Source organism: Streptomyces sp. NPDC050625 (assembly GCF_040654755.1).
In the GTDB taxonomy this organism is placed as follows: domain Bacteria; phylum Actinomycetota; class Actinomycetes; order Streptomycetales; family Streptomycetaceae; genus Streptomyces.
This window is the reverse complement of the sequence record NZ_JBFAIQ010000006.1, coordinates 337,158-356,154: the sequence shown is the minus strand read 5'-3', so window position 1 is coordinate 356,154 and position 18,997 is coordinate 337,158. Positions and strand designations below refer to the sequence as shown.

17 protein-coding genes are annotated in these 18,997 nt (G+C 70.2%); 6 read left to right on the top strand and 11 right to left on the bottom strand.

What is annotated here, in order from left to right:
- Nucleotides 1–25 precede the first annotated feature (25 nt).
- From AB0I54_RS17335 to AB0I54_RS17320, 4 genes are read left to right on the top strand one after another with little or no spacing between them, the layout of a single operon-like run.
- Entirely contained in the window at nucleotides 26–892 is an 867-nt protein-coding gene (locus AB0I54_RS17335; RefSeq protein WP_363296827.1) for an ABC transporter ATP-binding protein, read from the top strand.
- The gene (locus AB0I54_RS17330) at nucleotides 889–1,734 is read left to right on the top strand and encodes an ABC transporter permease (RefSeq protein ID WP_363296826.1); all 846 of its coding nucleotides are present in this window, start codon (nucleotides 889–891) and stop codon (nucleotides 1,732–1,734) included. The genes AB0I54_RS17335 and AB0I54_RS17330 overlap by 4 nt, the downstream gene beginning before the upstream one ends.
- A complete protein-coding gene (locus AB0I54_RS17325; RefSeq protein ID WP_363296825.1) occupies nucleotides 1,731–2,936 on the top strand; it encodes a sensor histidine kinase in 1,206 nt (401 codons plus the stop codon). Before AB0I54_RS17330 ends, AB0I54_RS17325 begins: the two co-directional genes overlap by 4 nt.
- Complete coding sequence (locus AB0I54_RS17320; RefSeq protein ID WP_363296824.1) at nucleotides 2,933–3,559, top strand: response regulator transcription factor; 627 nt, start codon at nucleotides 2,933–2,935, stop codon at nucleotides 3,557–3,559. The genes AB0I54_RS17325 and AB0I54_RS17320 overlap by 4 nt, the downstream gene beginning before the upstream one ends.
- A gap of 58 nt (nucleotides 3,560–3,617) precedes the next feature.
- On the opposite strand, the gene hisS is transcribed toward AB0I54_RS17320, so the two are convergent.
- Together hisS and AB0I54_RS17310 are read right to left on the bottom strand one after the other, a co-directional pair.
- Entirely contained in the window at nucleotides 3,618–4,880 is a 1,263-nt protein-coding gene (hisS, locus tag AB0I54_RS17315; protein ID WP_363296823.1) for a histidine--tRNA ligase, read from the bottom strand.
- A gap of 11 nt (nucleotides 4,881–4,891) precedes the next feature.
- Nucleotides 4,892–5,602 carry an MBL fold metallo-hydrolase gene (locus tag AB0I54_RS17310; protein ID WP_363296822.1) on the bottom strand — a complete coding sequence of 237 codons (711 nt, stop codon included), beginning with the start codon at nucleotides 5,600–5,602 and terminating at the stop codon, nucleotides 4,892–4,894.
- 167 nt (nucleotides 5,603–5,769) lie between these two features.
- Here AB0I54_RS17310 and AB0I54_RS17305 point away from each other — a divergent pair, with 167 nt between their 5' ends.
- Both AB0I54_RS17305 and AB0I54_RS17300 read left to right on the top strand, forming a co-directional pair.
- On the top strand, nucleotides 5,770–6,591 hold the full coding sequence (locus tag AB0I54_RS17305; RefSeq protein ID WP_363296821.1) for a peptidylprolyl isomerase: 822 nt from the start codon (nucleotides 5,770–5,772) through the stop codon (nucleotides 6,589–6,591).
- 144 nt (nucleotides 6,592–6,735) lie between these two features.
- On the top strand, nucleotides 6,736–7,965 hold the full coding sequence (locus AB0I54_RS17300; protein WP_363296820.1) for a DUF349 domain-containing protein: 1,230 nt from the start codon (nucleotides 6,736–6,738) through the stop codon (nucleotides 7,963–7,965).
- A gap of 148 nt (nucleotides 7,966–8,113) precedes the next feature.
- On the opposite strand, the gene AB0I54_RS17295 is transcribed toward AB0I54_RS17300, so the two are convergent.
- From AB0I54_RS17295 to AB0I54_RS17255, 9 genes are all read right to left on the bottom strand, one after another.
- Nucleotides 8,114–10,642 carry a bifunctional (p)ppGpp synthetase/guanosine-3',5'-bis(diphosphate) 3'-pyrophosphohydrolase gene (locus AB0I54_RS17295; protein WP_363296819.1) on the bottom strand — a complete coding sequence of 843 codons (2,529 nt, stop codon included), beginning with the start codon at nucleotides 10,640–10,642 and terminating at the stop codon, nucleotides 8,114–8,116.
- Between the two features lie 995 nt (nucleotides 10,643–11,637).
- The gene (locus tag AB0I54_RS17290; protein WP_363296818.1) at nucleotides 11,638–12,177 is read right to left on the bottom strand and encodes an adenine phosphoribosyltransferase; all 540 of its coding nucleotides are present in this window, start codon (nucleotides 12,175–12,177) and stop codon (nucleotides 11,638–11,640) included.
- Nucleotides 12,174–13,283 carry a protein translocase subunit SecF gene (secF, locus tag AB0I54_RS17285; RefSeq protein ID WP_363296817.1) on the bottom strand — a complete coding sequence of 370 codons (1,110 nt, stop codon included), beginning with the start codon at nucleotides 13,281–13,283 and terminating at the stop codon, nucleotides 12,174–12,176. Before secF ends, AB0I54_RS17290 begins: the two co-directional genes overlap by 4 nt.
- Before the next feature lies 1 nt (nucleotide 13,284).
- Nucleotides 13,285–15,063 carry a protein translocase subunit SecD gene (gene secD, locus AB0I54_RS17280; protein WP_363296816.1) on the bottom strand — a complete coding sequence of 593 codons (1,779 nt, stop codon included), beginning with the start codon at nucleotides 15,061–15,063 and terminating at the stop codon, nucleotides 13,285–13,287.
- A 140-nt stretch (nucleotides 15,064–15,203) separates the two neighbouring features.
- Complete coding sequence (gene yajC, locus AB0I54_RS17275) at nucleotides 15,204–15,704, bottom strand: preprotein translocase subunit YajC (protein ID WP_363296815.1); 501 nt, start codon at nucleotides 15,702–15,704, stop codon at nucleotides 15,204–15,206.
- Nucleotides 15,705–15,871: 167 nt separating this feature from the next.
- Complete coding sequence (ruvB, locus tag AB0I54_RS17270; protein ID WP_363296814.1) at nucleotides 15,872–16,942, bottom strand: Holliday junction branch migration DNA helicase RuvB; 1,071 nt, start codon at nucleotides 16,940–16,942, stop codon at nucleotides 15,872–15,874.
- A gap of 33 nt (nucleotides 16,943–16,975) precedes the next feature.
- Nucleotides 16,976–17,581, bottom strand: a complete 606-nt coding sequence (ruvA, locus tag AB0I54_RS17265; protein ID WP_363296813.1) for a Holliday junction branch migration protein RuvA — start codon at nucleotides 17,579–17,581, stop codon at nucleotides 16,976–16,978.
- Nucleotides 17,578–18,117 carry a crossover junction endodeoxyribonuclease RuvC gene (gene ruvC, locus AB0I54_RS17260; protein WP_363296812.1) on the bottom strand — a complete coding sequence of 180 codons (540 nt, stop codon included), beginning with the start codon at nucleotides 18,115–18,117 and terminating at the stop codon, nucleotides 17,578–17,580. The genes ruvA and ruvC overlap by 4 nt, the downstream gene beginning before the upstream one ends.
- 125 nt (nucleotides 18,118–18,242) lie before the next feature.
- Nucleotides 18,243–18,995: a YebC/PmpR family DNA-binding transcriptional regulator gene (locus AB0I54_RS17255; RefSeq protein WP_363296811.1), complete on the bottom strand. Its 753-nt coding sequence runs from the start codon at nucleotides 18,993–18,995 to the stop codon at nucleotides 18,243–18,245.
- Nucleotides 18,996–18,997 lie beyond the last annotated feature (2 nt).

Sequence of the window (18,997 nt, the reverse complement as noted above, 5' to 3'; positions counted from 1 at the left end):
TCGGTTCCGGCCGAAGCTCGACGGCATGACAGCACACGCGAACGAACACGCGGTGCACGTACGAGGGCTGCGCAAGCAGTACGGGAACGTGACCGCGGTGGACGGAATCGATCTCGGCATCCGGCGGGGCGAGGTGTTCGGCCTGCTGGGACCCAATGGCGCGGGCAAGAGCACCACGGTGGAGATCCTCCAGGGCAACCGCGCGCGGGACGCGGGAGAGGTCTCGGTCCTGGGTGCGGACCCGGCGACGGGCACGCGCGCGTGGCGATCCCGTGTGGGAATCGTCTGGCAGGACGAATCGGCGCCCGCGCAGTTGACGGTCCGCGAGACCGTAGGGCATTTCGCCCGCTACTACCCGAGGCCGCGCGATCCGCGGGAGGTCATAGGACTGGTCGGTCTGGAGGCGAAGGCGGACAGCCGGATCAAGGCCCTCTCGGGCGGGCAGCGGCGCCGGCTGGACGTGGCGCTCGGTGTGATCGGCAACCCCGAACTGCTGCTCCTGGACGAGCCGACGACCGGCTTCGACCCGGCGGCCAGACGGCAGTTCTGGGACCTGATCCGGATGCTGGCCGACGAGGGCACCACGATCCTGCTGACCACGCACTATCTGGAGGAGGCCGAGGCGCTCGCGGACCGGCTGGCGATCGTCGCCCGGGGCCGGGTCGTCGCCGAGGGCGAACCCGTCGGGCTCCGCGAGCGCTACGGCACCGGCGTCACCGTCGAGTGGACGGACCCCGACGGCTCCACGCGCGCGGAGCACACGGACACCCCGACGAAGACCGTCGCCGGGCTCATGCACCGCTTCGACGGCGAGATACCGGGCCTCAGGGTGAGCCGCCCGACGCTGGAGGACGTCTATCTGCGGCTGACCGGACAGGAGACAGCGCGATGACCACGACCGCCGCACCCACCCGGACGGAACCCGCCGCCGTGCGCCTGCCCGGGGCCTGGGCCCTCGGACTGCACCGGGGCGCGCTGGAGATCAAGCAGTTCTTCCGGCAGCGCGAGCAGGTGGTCTTCACCTTCTCCTTCCCGGTCGTCTTCCTGTTCCTCTTCGCCTCGATCTTCCACGACGACGTGCGCGGCAGCGGCGTCACCGCCTCCCAGCTGTACGTCCCGGCGATGATGGCCTCGGGGATCATGTCGACCAGCTTCCAGTCGCTGGGCATCTCGATCGCCGTCGAGCGGGACGAGAAGGTGCTGCGCCGGCTGCGCGGCACTCCGATGCCGCCGGCGTCGTACTTCCTGGGGAAGATCTGGCTGGTTCTGTTCACCGGCGTGCTGGAGACCGCGATCCTCCTGCTCGTCAGCACCACGATCTACGGCGTCGACCTGCCGTCCGACGCGGACCGCTGGTTCGACTTCGCATGGATCTTCGTGCTCGGCATGACCGGCTGCGCGCTGCTCGGGATCGCCATCAGTTCCGTGCCCAAGTCGGGCAGGAGCGCGAGCTCCGTCGTCGTACTGCCCTTCCTCGTCCTCCAGTTCATCTCCGGCGTCTACATCTCCATCGGCACCATCCCCGACTGGATGCTGGACATCGGCGCCCTGTTCCCGCTGAAGTGGCTGTGCCAGGGGCTGCGCGGGGTGTTCCTGCCCGACTCCGCGCGCGTCCTCGAACAGTCGGGGAGCTGGGAGTTCGGGCGCATCGCGCTGGTGCTGGCCGCCTGGTGCGTCGGAGGATTGGCGCTGTGTCTGCTCACTTTCCGGTGGAAGGACCGACGCGAGGGATGACCCGCTGGAGCGCGGCGCGCGGCGCGGACGTCTGGGACCGCACGTTCGGGCTCTGGGACGCGTACTTCGCGGTCGCCTGGGCGGCCACCCTGGCCTTCGTCCTCGCGGCGGCGCATCCGGGGTGGACCGTCCGGGCCGTCGCCGCCGCGCTGCTCGTACCGCTGGTGCCGTGGTACGCCGCGGTGGGCCGTCCCCTGCTCCTGACGGATGAGCAGGGCGAGCGGCGGATGCTGCGCTATCTCTCGGGGGCCATCGCGCTGTTCCTGCCGTCGGCGGTGCTGGTCGGCGAGACGCGGCTGATGGCGTTCGCCCTCGTCCCCCAGTGCTTCATGGCCCTGCGCATGCGCGCGGCCCTGGCCGCGGTGACCGTGATCAACCTGGTGCCGGTGGTGGGCTGGGCGCTGGTGTGGCGGCCCGAGGCCACCGATCTGTTCGCCAACGCGCTGTTCTCCGTGGTCACGCTCGTGTTCTCGGTGGTGGTCGGCAGCTGGATCATCCGGATCATCCAGCAGAGCGGGGAACGGGCCGAGCTGATCGCGGAACTGGACGCGAGCCGGCACGAGATCTCCCGGCTGTCGGCCGCGCACGGCGCACTCGCCGAACGCGAACGCATGGCCCGTGAGATACACGACACCCTCGCTCAGGGCTTCACCAGTCTGCTGATGCTGGTGCAGGCGGTCGAGGCCGAGCTGGAGGACGATCTCCCGCAGGCCCGCCGTCATCTGGCGCTGATGGACGAGACGGCCCGCCAGAACCTCGCCGAGGCCCGCGCCCTGGTGGCCGGCGGCACGCCCGCCGACCTCGACGGCGCCTCCCTGCCCGACGCGCTGGGCAGACTGGCGGCGCGGCACGCGGCGACGCTGAAGGTGACCGGTCCGGTGCGGGCGCTGCCGGCCGCACCGGAGGTGGTGGCGCTGCGCTCCTGCCAGGAGGCGCTGGCGAACGCCCGCAAGCACGCGGGGAGTTCGGCGGCGGTCGGCATCCGGCTGTCGTACGCCGACGAGACGGTGACCGTCTCCGTGCGCGACGACGGCTGCGGCTTCGACCCGGTCACGGTGTCCGGCGGCTACGGTCTGGCGGGGCTGCGCGCCCGGGTCGCCGAGGTGGGCGGGACGGCCTCGGTGTGCAGCACGCCCGGCGACGGTACGACCGTGACCGTACGACTGCCCGTCCCCGCCGCCGTGAGGAGTGAGCCCGCGTGATCCGGATCGTCCTGGCCGACGACCATCCCGTCGTCCGCGAGGGGCTGCGCGCCATGCTGAGCGCCGAGCCGGACCTGGAAGTGGTGGCCGACGCGGCCAGCGGCCCGCAGGCCGAGGCACTGGCGGCCGAACTCCGGCCCGACATCGTGCTGATGGACCTGCGCATGCCGGGGGGTGACGGCGTCGACTCCATCGTGCGGATGAGCGAGGCCGGGCTGCCGTGCCGGGTGATCGTGCTCACCACGTACGAGACCGACCGCGACATCCTGCGGGCCGTTGAGGCGGGGGCGGCGGGCTATCTGCTGAAGGACCTGCCCCGCGGCCAACTCGCCGACTCGGTACGGGCCGCGGCCCGGGGCGAGACCGTACTGGCGCCCTCGGTCGCGGCCCGTCTGGTGGACCAGCTCCGCGCCAGGCCGGAACGGCCTCGGCTGTCGCAGCGGGAGAGGGCGGTGCTGCGGCTGGTGGCGGAGGGCTGCACGAACGCGGAGATCGGGAGACGTCTGTTCATCGGGGAGTCGACTGTGAAGACGCATCTGCTGCGCGTCTTTGGCAAGTTGGGCGTGGACGACCGGACGGCGGCGGTCACCTGCGCGATGCGGCACGGGCTGCTCGACCAGTGAGCGAAGGGGCGCCGTATTCCCGGCGCCCCTCCTTGTACTAGCCCAGTCTCGACTCGTACTAGCCCAGTCTCGACTCCAGCTCCGCCACGATCTCGTTCACGCCGATCGCCGTCTGCTCGCCGGACTCCATGTCCTTGAGCTGGACGACACCCTCGGCGAGGTCGCGTTCGCCGGCGATGAGCGCGTAGCGCGCCCCGCTGCGGTTGGCGCTCTTCATCGCGCCCTTGAGCCCCTTCACGCCGTAGGAGAAGTCGGCCGCGACACCGAGCCTGCGCAGCTCCGTGACCTTCGCGAACAGCAGCCGACGGGCGTCCTCGCTGAGCGGGACCGCGAAGACCGAGGTCGAGGACGGGAGATCGAGCTCGACGCCCTCCGCCTCCAGGGCCAGGACCGTGCGGTCCACGCCCAGCGCCCAGCCCACGGACGGCAGCGCCGGGCCGCCGATCATCTCCGACAGGCCGTCGTAGCGGCCGCCGCCGCCCACCGCGGACTGGGAGCCCAGACCGTCGTGGACGAACTCGAAGGTCGTACGGGTGTAGTAGTCCAGGCCGCGCACCAGCTTCGGGTCGTCCTCGAAGGCCACGCCCGCCGCCGTGATCAGCTCACGGACCTCCTCGTGGTACGTCTTGCAGGCGTCGCAGAGGTAGTCCCGCAGCAGCGGCGCGTCCCCCAGCTGCTTCTGGACCGACTCACGCTTGTCGTCGAGCACCCGGAGCGGGTTGATGTCGACGCGGCGGCGCGTGTCCTCGTCCAGGTCCAGACCCCGCAGGAAGTCCACCAGCGCGGCTCGGTACACCGGCCGGCACTCCTTGTCGCCCAGGCTGTTCAGCAGGATGCGGAAGTTCCGCAGCCCCAGCGAGCGGTACGCCTGGTCGGCCAGGATGATCAGCTCGGCGTCCAGCGCCGGGTCCTCCGCGCCGATCGCCTCGGCACCGACCTGGGAGAAGTGCCTGTAGCGGCCCTTCTGGGGGCGCTCGTAGCGGTAGTACGAGCCCGAGTACCAGAGCTTGACCGGGAGGTTGCCCGCCTTGTGCAGGTTGGCCTCCAGCGCCGCGCGCAGGACGGAGGCCGTGCCCTCGGGGCGCAGGGCGAGCCGGTCGCCGCCCTTGGTCTCGAAGGCGTACATCTCCTTCGTCACGATGTCGGTCGACTCACCGACACCGCGCGCGAAGAGCTCGACGCTCTCGAAACCGGGCGTCTCGATGTAGCCGTAGCCGGAGTTGCGCAGGGGCGCGGCGATCGCCTCGCGCACAGCGAGGTACTTGGCGGAATCCGGCGGGATCAGGTCGTACGTGCCCTTGGGGGCCTTGAAGGTGCTCACGGAAGGTCTCGTCACATTCCTCGTCGGGGAGCGTCGACATTCGCTCCCAGGCCGACGGCCACCTGCCGCAGATACGGGTTGGTGGCGCGCTCCTGGCCGATGGTCGTCTGGGGGCCGTGGCCGGACAGCACCACGGTCAAGTCGTCGAGCGGCAGGCACACGCGGGCCAGCGAGTCGAGCATCTCGGCCATGTCACCGCCGGGCAGGTCGGTGCGTCCGATGGAGCCGGCGAAGAGCAGATCGCCCGAGAAGAAGACCGACGGGATGTCCGCGGTCTCGGGCATCTGGAAGGTCACCGACCCCTTGGTATGGCCAGGCGCGTGCGCGACGGAGAGTTCCAGACCCGCCAGTTCCAGCCGGGCGCCGTCGGTCAGCTCCTTGACGTCGTCGGGCTCCCCCACGGTCAGCTCGCCGATGAGCGGCATGCCGATGGAACGGCCGAGCGCCTTTGCGGGGTCGCTCATCATGTACCGGTCCTCGGGGTGGATCCACGCGGGCACGTCGTGCGCGCCGCACACGGGGACGACCGAGGCCACGTGGTCGATGTGGCCATGGGTGAGGACGACGGCGACGGGCTTGAGCCGATGCTTCTTGAGCGCTTCCTCGACTCCTTGGGCGGCCTGGTGGCCCGGGTCGATGATCACGCACTCCTCACCGGCGGCGGGGGCGACGAGATAACAGTTCGTCCCCCAGGCCCCGGCGGGGAACCCGGCAATGAGCACGATCGTCCTTCGTTGTGTCGATACGGGCAGGCTGATGCTGCTGCAGAGCCTACCGGCGCTGCCGATTCCTCAGCGAACCCATATACGGTACGGGGCTACACGCTGCGGTCGGCTCACAGGGCGCACGCGTACCGGTCGACACACGACACTCATGAGGAGAGAACCCGGTGGTCAGCCAGGAACAGCGGAAGCGTCAGCTCGCCCGGGAGAAGTTCTTGCGGCAGCAGCAGCGGCGCACGAGCGCGCGGCGCAAGGCACGCATGCGCAACTCCGTGATCGCGTCGGTGCTCGGCGTTGTCGTCATCGGCAGTGTCGCCCTGTACACGACCGGGGTACTCAAGAACGACGACGACAAGACCAACGCGAGCGCGGACGTCACACCCAGCGCCTCGGCCCCCAGCAAGGCGCCGGACCCGTGCGAGAAGGCCGCCGCGGGCTCCGTGAAGAAGCTCAGCTGGAAGAAGGAGCCGGCGGTCACGATCGACACGTCGGCCAAGTACACGATGAAGCTGGCGACGACGTGCGGTGACATCGACGTCGCGCTGAAGGCGTCCGCGGCGCCGCACACCGTGAACTCGTTCAACTTCCTCGCCGGCCAGGGCTACTTCGACCACACCAAGTGCCACCGGCTCACCACCAACGGCATCTACGTGCTCCAGTGCGGCGACCCGACGGGCACCGGCAGCGGCGGTCCCGGCTACACGATCCCGGACGAGAACCTGAAGGACTCCAGCCTGAAGGGCAACGTCTACCCGGCGGGCACGGTCGCGATGGCGAACACCGGCCAGAAGCACACCGGCGGCAGCCAGTTCTTCCTGGTGTACGCGGACTCCCAGTTGCCGCCCAGCTACGCACCGTTCGGTACTGTCGACGCGGCGGGCCTGAAGGTGCTGAAGAAGATCGCCACCGCGGGCGAGAACACGGGCGCCGGTGACGGAGCCCCGAACGCGACGGTCGTCATCAACAAGGCGACGGTCACAAAATCCTGACGAGCATGACGGCCAGCTGCGGAATTTCCGTCGCGCGGGATGCGGACAGGCAACCCGCCGGTCGCCTATGTTGGCCGTGACGAAACTGTGGACGATGCCCGGGGGCGCGAAGGCCCCTCGCAGGCATCATGTGGAGGAGGCGCTGTGAGCAGCGACCCGTGGGGCCGCGTCGACGAGACGGGGACCGTGTACGTGCGTACGGCCGACGGCGAGCAGGTCGTCGGTTCCTGGCAGGCCGGCTCCCCCGAGGAGGCGCTGGCCTACTTCGAGCGCAAGTACGAGGGCCTGGTTGTCGAGATCGGCCTCCTCGAAAAGCGAGTGCAGACCACCGACCTGTCGGCGAAGGACGCCCAGACGGCCATCGGCCACCTGCGGGAGCAGATCGAGGCGCACCACGCGGTGGGCGACCTGGACGCGCTGCGGGCGCGGCTGGACAAGCTGGTGGCGACCGTCGATGCGCGCCGCGAGGAGCGCAAGGCGCAGCGTGCGAAGCAGTCCGACGAGGCCCGCAAGGCCAAGGAGGACCTGGTCACCGAGGCGGAGCAGCTGGCCCAGTCCGACCAGTGGCGGGCGGCAGGCGAGCGGCTGCGCGCGCTGGTGGACACCTGGAAGGGGCTGCCGCGGCTGGACCGCAAGTCCGACGACGAGCTGTGGCACCGCTTCTCGCACGCCCGCTCGGCGTTCTCCAAGCGCCGCAAGGCCCACTTCGCGCAGCTCGACGCGCAGCGCGAGGACGCCCGGAAGGCCAAGGAGAGGCTGGTCGCCGAGGCCGAGTCGCTGTCCGACTCCACGGACTGGGGTCCGACGGCCGCCCGCTACCGCGAGCTGATGTCGGAGTGGAAGGCAGCGGGCCGCGCCCAGCGCGAGCACGAGGACGATCTGTGGAACCGCTTCCGCGGCGCCCAGGACGTCTTCTTCGCCGCCCGCAGCTCGGTCTTCGCCGAGCGGGACGCGGAGCAGTCGGAGAACCTGAAGCTGAAGGAGGAGCTGGCCGAGGAGGCCGAGAAGCTCCTTCCGATCACGGACCTGAAGTCCGCCCGGGCCGCCTTCCGCTCGATCAACGAGCGCTGGGAGGCCATCGGCCATGTGCCGCGTGACGCGCGTCCGAAGATCGAGGGCCGGATGCACACGGTCGACCGGGCCATCCAGGAGGCCGAGGAGGCCGAGTGGCGCCGGACGAACCCGGAGGCACGCGCGCGTGCCGAGGGTCTGACCGGTCAGCTGCAGGCGGCCGTGGACAAGCTGAGGGGCCAGATCGAGCAGGCGCGCGCCCAGGGCAACACGTCCAGGGCCGACAAGCTCGAAAAGGAGCTGGAGGGCCGCCAGGCGCTCCTGGACCAGGCTCTGAAGGGTCTGCAGGAGTTCGGCGGCTGACAGGCCGCTGACCACGCCCTACGCATGCGAGAGGGCCCCGTACGCGATGTACGGGGCCCTCTCGTCGTATGCGCCCGTGCGAGACGCGGTGTGCGCCTGTGCGACGCGCTGGCGCGGTGCGGTGGTCATGACTACCGCGGTGCGGTGGTCATGACCGGTTGCGCGCCGAGGTCACGCGGTAGACGTCGTACACGCCCTCCACGCCCCGCACGGCCTTCAGGACGTGTCCGAGGTGCTTCGGGTCGCCCATCTCGAAGGTGAAGCGGGAGGTGGCGACGCGGTCGCGGGAGGTCTGGACGGCCGCGGAGAGGATGTTGACGTGCTGGTCCGACAGGACGCGCGTGACGTCCGACAGGAGCCGGGAGCGGTCCAGCGCCTCGACCTGGATGGCGACCAGGAAGACCGAGGACTGGGTGGGCGCCCACTCGACGTCGAGGATGCGCTCGGGTTCGCGGGACAGTGACTCCACGTTGACGCAGTCGCTGCGGTGAACCGATACGCCGCTACCGCGTGTGACGAAGCCGATGATCGGGTCGCCGGGTACGGGCGTACAGCAGCGGGCCAGCTTGACCCACACGTCGTCGACGCCCTTGACCACGACGCCGGGGTCGGCACTGGAGCGGCGCTTGCGGCCACGGGTGCGCGTGGGCGGTACGGCCTCGTCGATCTCCTCGGTGGCGGCCTCCTCGCCGCCGAGGGCCTGGACGAGCTTCTGCACGATGTTCTGCGCGGAGACATGGCCCTCGCCGATCGCCGCGTACAGCGCGGAGATGTCCGAGTAGCGCATCTCGTGGGCGAGCGTCACGAGCGAGTCGCCGGTGAGGATGCGCTGGATCGGCAGGTTCTGCTTGCGCATCGCGCGGACGATGGCGTCCTTGCCCTGCTCGATCGCCTCGTCGCGGCGTTCCTTGGAGAACCAGGCCCGGATCTTGTTGCGGGCGCGCGGCGACTTGACGAAGCCGAGCCAGTCGCGGGACGGGCCGGCACCGGGTGCCTTGGAGGTGAAGACCTCCACCAGATCGCCGTTGTCCAGGGTGGATTCGAGCGGTACGAGCCGGCCGTTGACCCGTGCTCCTATGGTGCGGTGGCCGACCTCGGTGTGGACCGCGTAGGCGAAGTCGACCGGGGTGGCCCCGGCCGGCAACGCTATGACATCGCCCTTGGGGGTGAAGACGAAGACCTCGTTGCGGGACAGGTCGAAGCGCAGCGACTCCAGGAACTCGCTGGGGTCCTCCGTCTCCTTCTGCCAGTCCAGCAACTGCCGCAGCCACGCCATGTCGTTGATGGCGTCCTTGTCCTTGCCGGACGACCTGGGCGCGTCCGTACGGACCTTGGAGGCGCCGGCGACGGCCTCCTGCTTGTACTTCCAGTGCGCGGCGATGCCGTACTCGGCGCGGCGGTGCATGTCGAACGTGCGGATCTGGAGCTCGACGGGCTTGCCGTTGGGGCCGATCACCGTCGTGTGCAGCGACTGGTACATGTTGAACTTGGGCATCGCGATGTAGTCCTTGAACCGGCCGGGGACCGGGTTCCATCGCGCGTGCACGGTGCCGAGGGCCGCGTAGCAGTCGCGGACGGTGTCGACGAGTACACGAATCCCCACCAGGTCGTAGATCTCCGCGAAGTCCCGGCCGCGGACGATCATCTTCTGGTAGACGCTGTAGTAGTGCTTCGGGCGGCCGGTGACGGTCGCCTTGATGCGGGCGGCGCGCAGGTCGGCCTGGACCTCGTCGGTCACTATGGCCAGATACTCGTCACGTTTCGGTGCCCGCTCGGCCACCAGCCGTACGATCTCGTCGTACATCTTGGGGTAGAGGATCGCGAACGCGAGGTCCTCCAGTTCCCACTTGATGGTGTTCATGCCGAGGCGATGGGCGAGCGGCGCGTAGATCTCAAGGGTCTCGCGCGCCTTCTTCTCCTGCTTCTCGCGCTTGAGGTAACGCATGGTGCGCATGTTGTGCAGGCGGTCGGCGAGCTTGATGACCAGGACGCGCGGGTCCTTGGCCATGGCGACGACCATCTTGCGTACGGTCTCGGCCTGCGCGGCCTCGCCGAACTTGACCTTGTCCAGCTTGGTGACGCCATCGACGAGGAGGGCGACGGTGTCGCCGAAGTCACGGCGGAGCTGGTCGAGGCCGTACTCGGTGTCCTCGACGGTGTCGTGCAGCAGGCCCGCCATGAGGGTGGCCGGGTCCATGCCCAGTTCGGCGAGGATCGTGGTCACCGCGAGCGGGTGGGTGATGTACGGGTCGCCGCTCTTGCGCTTCTGGCCGCGGTGCCAGCGCTCGGCGACCTGGTAGGCGCTTTCGATCTGGCGGAGCGTGGCGTTCTCGATCTTGGGGTCGTTGCTGCGCACTATCCGCAGCAGCGGTTCGAGAACCGGGTTGTACGGGTTCGCACGCTGGACGCCGAGGCGGGCGAGGCGGGCACGGACGCGGTTGGAGGAGCCGGAGCGGGCGGGCTGGCCCGCGGAGGGACGGGCCACGGGGGGCTGCGCGGAGCGCTCGGGCGGGGCCGGCTTGGGGCGCGAGGTCGAGGCAGGCTTCTCGGCGGGCGCGGACTGGGCGTGCTCGACCGTCCCGCGGGTGTCGTTCTTCGCGTGCGGCGCGGGCTTGGCCGCCGGTGCCGAGGCGGACTCGGGCTTGGCGGCGGTCAGGTGCTGGGCCTCGTCTGGCAAGAGGACTCCTCGTGCGCGATCCGGGTCCCCCGGTCAGGCTCCGGAGACCCCATGGTAGCGAGCCTGAGCTCAAGCATCGCCTTCAGGCCGATGTGAGGACCGACTACCAGAGAAACACGAGAGGCTGCCGCCGGATTCCGCAGGGGCGGCGTGCGGGTGGTCGGCGGGTGTCCCGGGGGTTGCGAGAGCCTTGCGCCGGCCGCCGCGAGCGAAGCCGATTCCCACGAACCAGGGCTTACGGCAGCCGCCCCGGGCGGTCGGCCGGCCTGAGGGATGCCGCCACCTTCCAGCGGCCGCCCGGGACCGACCGACTTCCGCGGACGCAGGCTTACGACAGCCGGGAACGACGCCGACTCCACTGACACGCGCACGAACGGCCACCACCGGACCCACCCGGGCCACCTTCGGGCAGTCGACCGACCTGGGGGTTGCGAGCGCCTTGCAGCGGCCGCCCGGGACCGAACCCGACCTCCGCGGGCACAGCCTTGCGGCAACCGCCCCCGGGAACGACACCGACTCCGCGGACACGCGCACGAAACGCTGCCACCAGACCCACGCGCACCACCTTCGGACGGTCGGCCGGACTGGGGGGTGCAAGCGCCTTGTACGCAGGCTTGCGGCAACCGCCCCCGGGAACGACACCGACTCCGCGGAACGCACGAACGACAGGCTGTCGCCGGACCCACATGGGCCGCCCGCGAGCGGTCCCGGGGGCACTGGGGTTGCGGAAGCCGTGCGGCAGTCTCATCGAGGGCGAAGCCGACTCCGGCGACGCGTAACGACAGGCTGTCGCCGGACCCACGCGGGCCGCTCGCGAGTGGTCGGCGGGTGGCCTGGGGGTGCGGACGGTTTGCGGGGGCTGCCCGTGGGGTGGCGACGGGGGCGTGCGCGTGGTTGCCGGTGGGGGTGCCACGGTGCTGCCGCGGGACAGCGTGGCCGAACGCCGAACGGCCGTCCCGGGGTCCGGGGCGGCCGTTCGGTTGGGTCTGTGGGGCTCAGAGTTGGAGGAGAGCCTCCAGCGGAGCGCCGTTCAGGGGCGCTTCCAGGCGGGCGCGGCCGTCGAGGAAGCCGAGTTCCATCAGGACCGCGACGCCCGCCACCTCGGCACCCGCCCGGTGGATGAGCTGGATCGCGGCCTCGGCCGTGCCGCCGGTGGCCAGCACGTCGTCGACGATCAGGACACGGTCGCCGGACGTGAGGTCCTCCGCGTGCACCTCGATCTCCGCCGAGCCGTACTCCAGGTCGTACGCCTGGCGCAGCGTGGCACCGGGAAGCTTGCCCGCCTTGCGCACGGGGATGAACCCGAGGCCCGCGCGGACGGCGACCGGGGCGCCGAGGATGAAGCCACGGGCCTCCAGACCGACGATCTTGGTGGCACCGGTGTTCCCGGCGACCTCCGCCAGCGCGTCGGTGAGCGCGGTGAACGCCGCCGGGTCCGCCAGGAGCGGGGTGATGTCCTTGAACATCACCCCCGGCTCCGGGTAGTCGGCCACATCGCGGATGCGGCTGAGCAGCAGTTCCTCGATGCCCGTCATCGGCGCTTCCCCGAGGCTCGCCCACGGCCCCGGCTGCGGGACGCGGACTGGCCGCGGGGGCCGACCACGGCGGCCGCGGCGTCCTCCGGCTCGTCCGCGGCCACGGACCGGTTCTCAGCGAGTTCCTCCTCCGCGGCGGCCTGGGCCCGCTTGGCCAGGACACGCTTGCGGAGGGCCTTCATCTGCGGCTCGCGCTCCTTGAGGTCGGCGACGAGCGGCGTGGCGATGAAGATCGAGGAGTACGCACCTGCCGCGAGGCCGACGAACAGCGACAGCGAGATGTCGTTGAGCGTGCCGGCGCCGAGGAAGCCGCCACCGATGAACAGCAGGCCCGCCACCGGCAGCAGCGCGACCACGGTGGTGTTGATCGAGCGGACCAGGGTGCCGTTGATCGACTGATTGGCGATGTCGCTGTAGGTGAAGCGGGTCTGCTTGGTGATGTCCTTCGTCTGCTCCTTGAGGCTGTCGAAGACGACGACCGTGTCGTAGAGCGAGTAACCGAGGATCGTCAGCAGACCGATGACCGTACCCGGGGTGACCTCGAAGCCGACCAGGGCGTAGATACCGGTCGTGATCGTGATGTCGTGGATCAGCGCGACGAGTGCCGCGATGGCCATGCGCCACTCGAAGGCGATCGCCAGATAGATCACGACGAGCACCATGAAGATCGCCAGGCCCTGCCAGGCCTTGGAGGCGATCTGCTCGCCCCAGCTGGGGCCGACCAGGTCGGCCGCGAGCTTCTCCGGGTCGATGCTCAGGTCCTTGGCCAGCGTCTGCTTGACCTGGTCGGACTTGTTGGTCTCGATGCCGGCGATCTGGATGCGCATGCTGCCGTCGCCGAGCTTCTGCACGATCGCCGGATGGCCGGAGGCGTCCTTCGCGTACTCCTCCGCCTGGGTCACCGAGACGTTCATGCCCTTGGGCGTCGTGAAGACCGCTCCGCCCTGGAACTCGATGCCCATGTTCAGACCGCGCACCGCCAGGCCGACGATGGCCGTGATGGTGATCAGGATGGAGATGCCGTACCAGAGCTTGCGGTGGCCGATGAAGTCGTAGCTGACCTCACCACGGTGCAGTCGGGCGCCGAGGTTGCCGAGTTTCGACATCTCACGCTTCCTTCGGGTCGACAGGGCCGGCGGCAGGACCGGCGGGACGGCGGGTGCGGCGCAGCGGGGCCTTGGCACCCAGGCTCTTCGGGTCGAGGCCGGACCACTTGTGGCCGCTCGCGAAGAACTTGCGGCGGGCGAGGACCGTCATCAGCGGCTTGGTGAAGAAGAAGACGACGACCACGTCGAGCACGGTGGTCAGACCCAGTGTGAACGCGAAGCCCTGGACCTTGCCGACGGTGACGATGAACAGCACCGCGGCGGCGAGGAACGACACGAAGTCGGAGACCAGGATGGTGCGCCGGGCACGCGGCCAGGCCCGCTCGACGGCGGGTCGCAGCGAGCGGCCCTCGCGGATCTCGTCCCGGATGCGTTCGAAGTACACGATGAACGAGTCCGCGGTGATACCGATGGCCACGATGGCACCACAGACCGCGGGCAGGTTCAGCGCGAAGCCGATGGCCGGGCCGAGCAGCGCCATGAGCACGTAGGTGAGGACGGCGGAGACCAGCAGCGAGGCCATCGCGACGAGCGACAGACCGCGGTAGTAGGCCACCAGGTAGATCACGACCAGCGCGAGGCCGATCGCGCCGGCGAGCAGACCGGCGTGCAGCTGGTCGCCACCGAGCGCGGCGGTCACGGTGGTGACGCTCTGCTCCTGGAAGGACAGCGGGAGCGCGCCGTACGACAGCATGTTGGCGAGGCTCTGGGCCTCCTGCTGCGTGAAGCTGCCGGAGATCTCCGCCTGGCCGCCGGTGATGGACTGCTGGACGTACGGGCTGGAGACGACCTCGCCGTCGAGGACGATGCCGAACTCGTTCTGCGGCTGCTGCTTCTTGGACAGCTCGTCGGTGATGTCCGCGAACTTCTTGGCACCGCTGCCGTTGAAGTTCATCTGGACCTGCCAGCCGGAGGCGCCCTGCGTGTCGTACACGGCCTGGGCCTTCTTGACCTCGGTGCCGTCCACGGCGGCCGGGCCGAGCAGGTACTTGTACCAGACCTTGTTGTTCTCGCCGCAGGCCACCGTGGGCTCACCGGGCTTGGCCTTCTTGCCGGCGGTGGCACGGACGGTGGGCTTGGAGCAGTCCAGCGCGGCGTACTCGGCCTGGAGCTTCGCGGCCGCCGCGGCGTCGGCGCCGCCGCTGGAGGAGGCGGACGGGCTCGCGGAGGACGTGGCGCTCCCGGACGGGGAGGAGGACGGCGTGGCGTCGTCCTTGAGGGCGTCGGTGACCGCGCGGCCCTGCGAGGTGGCGGTGGCCGTCGGGGACGCGGAGGAGGACGAGGACGCCTTCTCGTTCGAGGACGCGCTGCTCGACGGGCTCGGTGAGGAGCTGCCGCTGGAGGAGGCGCTCGGCGAGGGGCTCGCCGACGCCGGGACGCTGGCCTCGCTGGCCAGGACGGGTCGGAAGTACAGCTTCGCGGTGGTGCCGACCTGCTCCTGGGCCTCCTTGGAGTTGGTGCCCCTGGGGATGTTGACGATGATGTTGTCGGTTCCCTGGGTCTGCACCTCCGCCTCGGAGACGCCCAGGCCGTTGACACGGCGGTTCATGATGTCGACCGCGGTGTCCATGTTGGCCTTGTTGATCGCGGACCCCTGGTCGGCCTTCGCCTTGAGCGTGATGCTCGTGCCACCGGCAAGGTCGATGCCCAGACGCGGGGTGGTGTGCCCGGTGGCGAACATGCCGCCGGTCAGCGCCGCGATGGCGATCAGGATGAGGGCCAGCGAGCGCCCCGGCTTGCTCTGGGCGCTCGCGCTCCGGCCCCTCTTAGGTGCTGCCACCTTCTTGTACTCCCTCTCGGGCCGTTGCGCGCCGGTCGGCGCGGTCGGCCATGACATGGTGTCGGGATCCCGTCAGGGAAACAGACGCGCCCGGGGCGCGCTGGGCGCGAACGGATCGCGCCCAGCTCCCCGGGACGTGACTACTTCGCGTCGGAGTCTCCGTCGGTCTTCTTCGGCTCGTCGTCGTCGGCCTTCGCCTCGACGGACTCGGCCTGGTCGGCCTGCTCGTCGGCCTCGTCCTTCTTACCGAGGTCGACGGCCTTGTCGTCGGAGGCGGCGGCAGCGTCGGCGACGGACGCGTCGGTCTCGGTGAGGGAGGAGGCGTCGTCCGGGACGACGTCGGACTTCAGGTCGTGCTCGATGCCGTGGACGATGCGGTTGTACTCGTCGTCGGTGAGGACGGCGCCGATGGCGTTCTTCGCGAAGAGGAGCTCGACACCCGGGCCGGCGTCAAGGAGGACCGTGTCCTCGTTGACCTCCTTGACCGTCGCGTACATGCCCCCGATCGTGCGGACGCCGGATCCGGGCTGCATCTCGTTCCGCATGTTGGCGGCCTGCTGCTGCTTCTTCTTGGCCGAGCGCGTCATCAGGAACATGGCCGCGATGAGCACGATGAAGGGGAGAAGGGTCAAGGTATTCACGGGACGGGATTTCCTTCGCACGACCGCGGCGGGGAGCGGCCTGGTGGATGGGGGTGTGGTCGGCGCCGCCGGTAAGAGCGGCATCGGCGGAGTCTAAGCGAGTCCGCGTGCATGGAACAACGCTCAGCATGGCACCTGGGTTCCTGCCCCGGCCAATGCGCTCGCCGTCACGCCCCGAACAGGTCCTGTTGTCCGGTTCCCGAGGCCGTCGAGCGGGGCGGGGTGAGGCCGAGGTGCGCCCATGCCGCGGGCGTGGCGACGCGTCCGCGCGGGGTCCGGGCGAGCAGTCCCTCCCGGACGAGGAAGGGCTCGGCGACCTCCTCGACGGTCTCGCGCTCCTCGCCCACCGCGACGGCGAGCGTCGACAGGCCGACCGGGCCGCCGCCGAACAGCTTGAGCAGGGCCTGCAGGACGGCGCGGTCCAGGCGGTCGAGGCCACGGGCGTCGACCTCGTAGACCTGCAGGGCGGCCGCGGCGATCTCCTTCGTGATGATCCCGTCCGCCTTGACCTGCGCATAGTCGCGGACCCGGCGCAGCAGGCGGTTGGCGATACGGGGCGTGCCGCGGGAGCGGCCGGCGATCTCGGCGGCGCCGTCGGACCCGATCTCGACGTCGAGCAGGCCCGCCGAGCGGTGGACGACGCGCTCCAGTTCGTGCGGCTCGTAGAACTCCATGTGCGCGGTGAAGCCGAAGCGGTCGCGCAGCGGGGGCGGCAGCAGGCCCGCGCGGGTGGTGGCGCCGACCAGGGTGAACGGGGGCAGTTCGAGGGGGATGGCGGTGGCGCCGGGGCCCTTGCCGACGATGACGTCGACGCGGAAGTCCTCCATCGCCATGTAGAGCATCTCCTCGGCGGGCCGGGACATGCGGTGGATCTCGTCGAGGAAGAGGACCTCGCCCTCCTGGAGGGAGGAGAGGATCGCCGCGAGGTCGCCGGCGTGCTGGATGGCGGGGCCGCTGGTGATGCGGATGGGGGCGCCCATCTCTGCCGCGATGATCATCGAGAGGGTGGTCTTGCCGAGGCCGGGGGCGCCGGAGAGCAGCACGTGGTCGGCGGTGGCGCCACGCGCACGTGCGGCGCGCAGGACCAGGTCGAGCTGCTCGCGGACCTTCTCCTGGCCGATGAACTCGCCCAGGTCCTTGGGGCGCAGCGCGGCCTCGACGGCCTGGTCCTCACGGTCGGCGACAGGGCCCACCAGCCGCTCGGCGGCGGAGGTGTCGGTCGTGTCGTCCCAGTTCACTGAGGTCTCCTAGCTGAGGGTGGCGCAGTCGGGTCAGCGGGCGCGGTTCAAGGTCTGCAGGGCGGCCCTCAGCAGCTGGCCCACCTGGGGCGTGCCGCCGGCGGCCTCGGCCTGCGGTGCCACGGCGGACACGGCCTCGTCGGCCTCGCGGGTCGCGTAGCCGAGGCCGATGAGGGCCGCGTGCAACTGGTCGCGCCAGCCGCTGGTGACCGGTGCGCCGATCGCGGGGGCGCCGACGGGCTCGCCCAGGCGGTCCTTCAGTTCCAGCAACAGCTTCTGGGCGCCCTTCTTACCGATGCCCGGGACGGCGACGAGGGCCTTCTCGTCCCCCGTGGAGACCGCCCTGCGCAGCGCGTCCGGCGTGTGCACGGCGAGCATCGACTGGGCCAGGCGTGGGCCGACTCCGCTGGCGGTCTGAAGCAGCTCGAAGACCTGGCGCTCGTCGTCGTCCACGAAGCCGTACAGGGTCAGCGAGTCCTCGCGGACGACCAGGGAGGTGGCGAGCTTGGCCGACTGGCCCATGCGGAGCGTGGAGAGCGTGTTCGGCGTGCACTGGACGGCCATGCCGACTCCACCCACCTCGATCACCGCTGCGTCGGGAGCGAGTGCGGCGACCGTGCCGCTGACGAAGGCGATCATGCCGTACGGCCTTTCGTTGCTTGGGCTGTGTGCAGGGCGACGGCCTGCTGCAGTCGGTTCTGGGCGGGGGCGCGCCAGATGTGGCAGATGGCCAGGGCGAGGGCATCGGCCGCGTCGGCGGGCTTGGGTGGCGCGCTGAGCCGAAGCAGGCGGGTGACCATGGCGCCGACCTGGGCCTTGTCGGCGCGGCCGCTGCCGGTGACGGCGGCCTTGACCTCGCTGGGGGTGTGCAGGGCGACGGGGATGCCGCGCCGGGAGGCGCAGAGCAGGGCGACGGCGCTGGCCTGGGCCGTGCCCATGACCGTACGGACGTTGTGCTGGCTGAAGACGCGCTCGACGGCGACGCACTCGGGCCGGTGTTCGTCCAGCCACTGCTCGATGCCCTGCTCGACGGCGACCAGCCGGCGTCCCAGGTCGGCGTCCGACGGGGTGCGGACGACGCCCACGCCGAGCATGGTGAGCGGGCGTCCCGCCACGCCTTCGACCACCCCGACACCGCATCGGGTCAGTCCCGGGTCCACCCCCAGTACGCGCACCGGCCCCTCCCTCTCGCTCGCCTGTTTGTGCAGGCTATCGGGTGCCACTGACAACGGCCGACACGACGACGGGCCGACGGGGTGTGTCCCGTCGGCCCGTTGAGCCCGTGGAGATGGCGAAGGCGTTACGCGTCGACCTTCTCCATGATCTCGTCGCTGACGTCGAAGTTGGCGAAGACGTTCTGCACGTCGTCGCTGTCCTCAAGGGCGTCGATCAGCTTGAAGATCTTCTTGGCGCCCTCCTCGTCCAGCTCGACCTGGACGGACGGCACGAAGCTGGACTCGGCGGAGTCGTAGTCGATGCCGGCCTCCTGGAGGGCGGTGCGGACCGCGACCAGGTCGGTGGCCTCGCTGATGACCTCGAAGGACTCACCGAGGTCGTTGACCTCCTCGGCACCCGCGTCCAGGACGGCACCGAGGACGTCGTCCTCGGTCAGCTCGCCCTTGGGGACGATGACGACGCCCTTGCGGCTGAACATGTACGACACCGAGCCCGGGTCGGCCATGTTGCCGCCGTTGCGGGTCATGGCGACGCGCACGTCGGAGGCGGCGCGGTTGCGGTTGTCGGTGAGGCACTCGATGAGCACCGCGACACCGTTGGGGCCGTAGCCCTCGTACATGATCGTCTCGTAGTCGGCGCCACCGGCTTCGAGACCGCCGCCGCGCTTGATGGCGGAGTCGATGTTCTTGTTCGGGACCGACTGCTTCTTGGCCTTCTGAACGGCGTCGTAGAGGGTCGGGTTCCCTTCGAGGTCGACGCCGCCCATACGCGCCGCGACCTCGATGTTCTTGATCAGCTTCGCGAAGAGCTTGCCGCGCTTGGCGTCGATCACGGCCTTCTTGTGCTTCGTCGTGGCCCATTTAGAGTGGCCGGACATCT

Bases quoted from the DNA above. Each gene is read 5' to 3' on its own strand.
- ruvA (WP_363296813.1), bottom strand. From the start codon at position 17,581: ATGATCGCCTTCGTCAGCGGCACGGTCGCCGCACTCGCTCCCGACGCA.
- AB0I54_RS17325 (WP_363296825.1), top strand. From the start codon at position 1,731: ATGACCCGCTGGAGCGCGGCGCGCGGCGCGGACGTCTGGGACCGCACG.
- AB0I54_RS17330 (WP_363296826.1), top strand. From the start codon at position 889: ATGACCACGACCGCCGCACCCACCCGGACGGAACCCGCCGCCGTGCGC.
- secF (WP_363296817.1), bottom strand. From the start codon at position 13,283: ATGTCGAAACTCGGCAACCTCGGCGCCCGACTGCACCGTGGTGAGGTC.
- AB0I54_RS17290 (WP_363296818.1), bottom strand. From the start codon at position 12,177: ATGACGGGCATCGAGGAACTGCTGCTCAGCCGCATCCGCGATGTGGCC.
- AB0I54_RS17255 (WP_363296811.1), bottom strand. From the start codon at position 18,995: ATGTCCGGCCACTCTAAATGGGCCACGACGAAGCACAAGAAGGCCGTG.
- AB0I54_RS17335 (WP_363296827.1), top strand. From the start codon at position 26: ATGACAGCACACGCGAACGAACACGCGGTGCACGTACGAGGGCTGCGC.